Consider the following 2,327-nt stretch of genomic DNA (forward strand, 5'->3'; position numbering starts at 1 on the left):
GGTCGAGCGAGACCACCGACACGGTTCCCATTCCTGATGCCACGCTCGGGTGCAGGACGGTCGGGCACGCCGGGAGCTGCCGGCCCGGTGCACCACGGGTGGTGGTCGACGGCAGCCACTGCTGCAGAGTCGAGGAGCTCACGACGGCGCGGTTGTGCTGCAGGGCCCGCTGCTGCTCGGCGCTGCTGTTGTCGCCAGGCGTGGTGAACGGGAGCTGAGGCGAGCCCTGCAGCACGACCAGCACCCGGCCGTCGATCTGGCGGGCGTCGACCTCCTGGCCGCTGAGCGAGAACGACCGCACGACCTTGGGATGCTGCGGGTCGGTGAGGCTGACGACGGTGGCGGTGGTTCCCGAGGTCGGTTGCGGGTACACCGGCGCCGGCGGCCCGCCCGCCGCGCCCGGGTACACCTGCGGGGACGCGCCGGATCCGCCGATGACCACCGCCTCCGACCCGGCCAGGAACAGACCGGTCGGAGATCCGAGCTGGGAGAGACCGATGAACCCGTCGAGGTGGGGGCTCCGGGTGGTGACGTCGACCACCTGCAGGCCGACCGGGTCGTGGCGCAGCACCACCATCAGGTGCCCGTCGGTCTTGGCCAGGTCGGGCTCGTCGACCCCGGCCTCCTGGTCGTTGGTGGTGGAGAAGGGGGCCGCCGCGTCCTGAGCGGCCGCGCTGGACGAGGCCGCGCTGGACGAGGCGGCACCGGCCGAGGCGGCGCCAGAGGAGGCGGCGCCACCCGGAGCGGCCAGCGCACCTTCGGGCGCGGCCTGCCGCATCGGCGTTCCCTCGGCGCCCGGTCCGCCTTCTGCCTGCAGTCCGTAGGGGCCGACCTCGGCCAGGGCCTCCCGCTTGAGCTGGGCCAGCAGCGCCGAACAGTCCCCGTAGGACACGAGGCTGACGGTGGGGGCGGCGGCCGGACCGGTGGGGACGACCCCGGCCCCGGGCCTGGTCGTCGTCGTGGATCCCGGGAGGCGGTGATGGGCTGCGGTCTGCCGGGCCGGGAGGGCCGAGCACGCCGCCACCACCGCTCCGGCGACGAGCACCGCGCCCGCGGCCCCGCCCAGCGCCACCGGCGCCCTGCCCCGCCGCCGCCGATCCTCGCTCGCTGTGCCCACGGTCTCCTCCGATGCGCTCGGAGACTTGGTGGCCGGTCGAGCCCCGGATCAACCGCGACCGGGCGTCAGTCCTTCTTCACCCGCAGAGCGGGGTCTCCCGGGGGCCGGGCACGCGCGTGGGCGTGAGCCCCTCCCGGCTGACGGCGAGGGCAAAGCGGCGGGCGTCCCTCGGGGCGCAGCCGTGCCCGTCGTTGTTGAAGTACACGAACAGGTCGGTCCGGTCGGGCCAGATCTCGGCCAGGCGCCCGGCCCACGTCCGCAGCGCCGTCCGCCCGTAGCAGCCGGCGGGCCGGGCCCGGCCGGCGTGGAAGCGGACGTAGCCCCACTCCGCCGTCCGCCACACCGGCGAGTTGAACCCGAGCCCCCCGCTGGTGTTGGCCACGCAGAGGGCCGCGCCGCGCGACTCGAGCAGCTGTCTGGTCTCGGGTACGAACCAGCTGGCGTGGCGCAGCTCGGCGGCGATGCGCACCGTGGGAGGGAAGGCGGCCAGGACCTGGTCGAGGGCGGCGAGGTCGATGCGCAGGTTCGGGGGCAGCTGGAGCAGGACGGGCCCCAGCTTGGGCCCGAGCTCGCGGGCCCGCTCCATGAACCGCCCCACCGGCTCGGCCGGGTCCCGCAGCCGCTTCACGTGGGTGAGGTAGCGGCTCATCTTCACCGCCACCACGAAGTCGTCGGGAAGGGTCCGCGCCCACATGGCGAAGGTGGCGGCCTCCGGCAGCCGGTAGAAGGCGTTGTTGATCTCCACCGTGGCGAAGCGGCCGGCGTAGTGCTCCAGCCACCGCGACGCCGCCAGGCCGGGTGGGTAGAAGCAGCCCTTCCAGTGCTGGTAGTGCCATCCCGAGGTCCCGACGACCACCGCCACCCCCGCTGTCTACCCGCCAGGGCCGCGGGTAAAGAGAAGGCATGGGTGCCGAGGAGTTCCTTCCCGACCGTCCCGACGACCTCGACCGCCTGCGGGAGGCGAGCGCCACGTGCCGGGGCTGCGACCTCTACGCCGGGGCCACCCAGACGGTGTTCGGGGAGGGAGAGCCCCGGGCCGAGGTGATGCTGGTCGGCGAGCAGCCCGGGGACCGGGAGGACATCGAGGGCGCTCCGTTCGTCGGCCCGGCCGGGCGCCTGCTGGACGAGGCGCTGGAACGGGCCGGGATCGACCGGCGCACGGTGTACGTCACCAACGCCGTCAAGCACTTCAAGTGGGAGGCGCGGGGCA

General features: G+C 74.3%; 3 protein-coding genes. 1 reads left to right on the forward strand and 2 read right to left on the reverse strand.

The annotated features are described in order from the left end of the window. Both VFW24_02320 and VFW24_02325 read right to left on the reverse strand, forming a co-directional pair. Positions 1 to 1,117, reverse strand: a 1,117-nt coding sequence (locus tag VFW24_02320) for a beta-propeller domain-containing protein (GenBank protein HEX5265581.1), incomplete at its 3' end; no start/stop codon positions are given. Between the two features lie 76 nt (positions 1,118 to 1,193). Further along, a complete protein-coding gene (locus tag VFW24_02325) occupies positions 1,194 to 1,979 on the reverse strand; it encodes a DUF72 domain-containing protein (GenBank protein ID HEX5265582.1) in 786 nt (261 codons plus the stop codon). Between the two features lie 41 nt (positions 1,980 to 2,020). Here VFW24_02325 and VFW24_02330 point away from each other — a divergent pair. Next, the coding region (locus VFW24_02330) for a uracil-DNA glycosylase family protein (GenBank protein ID HEX5265583.1) at positions 2,021 to 2,327 on the forward strand (307 nt) is incomplete at its 3' end.

The organism is Acidimicrobiales bacterium (genome assembly GCA_036273495.1).
In the GTDB taxonomy this organism is placed as follows: Bacteria; Actinomycetota; Acidimicrobiia; order Acidimicrobiales; family JAJPHE01; genus DASSEU01.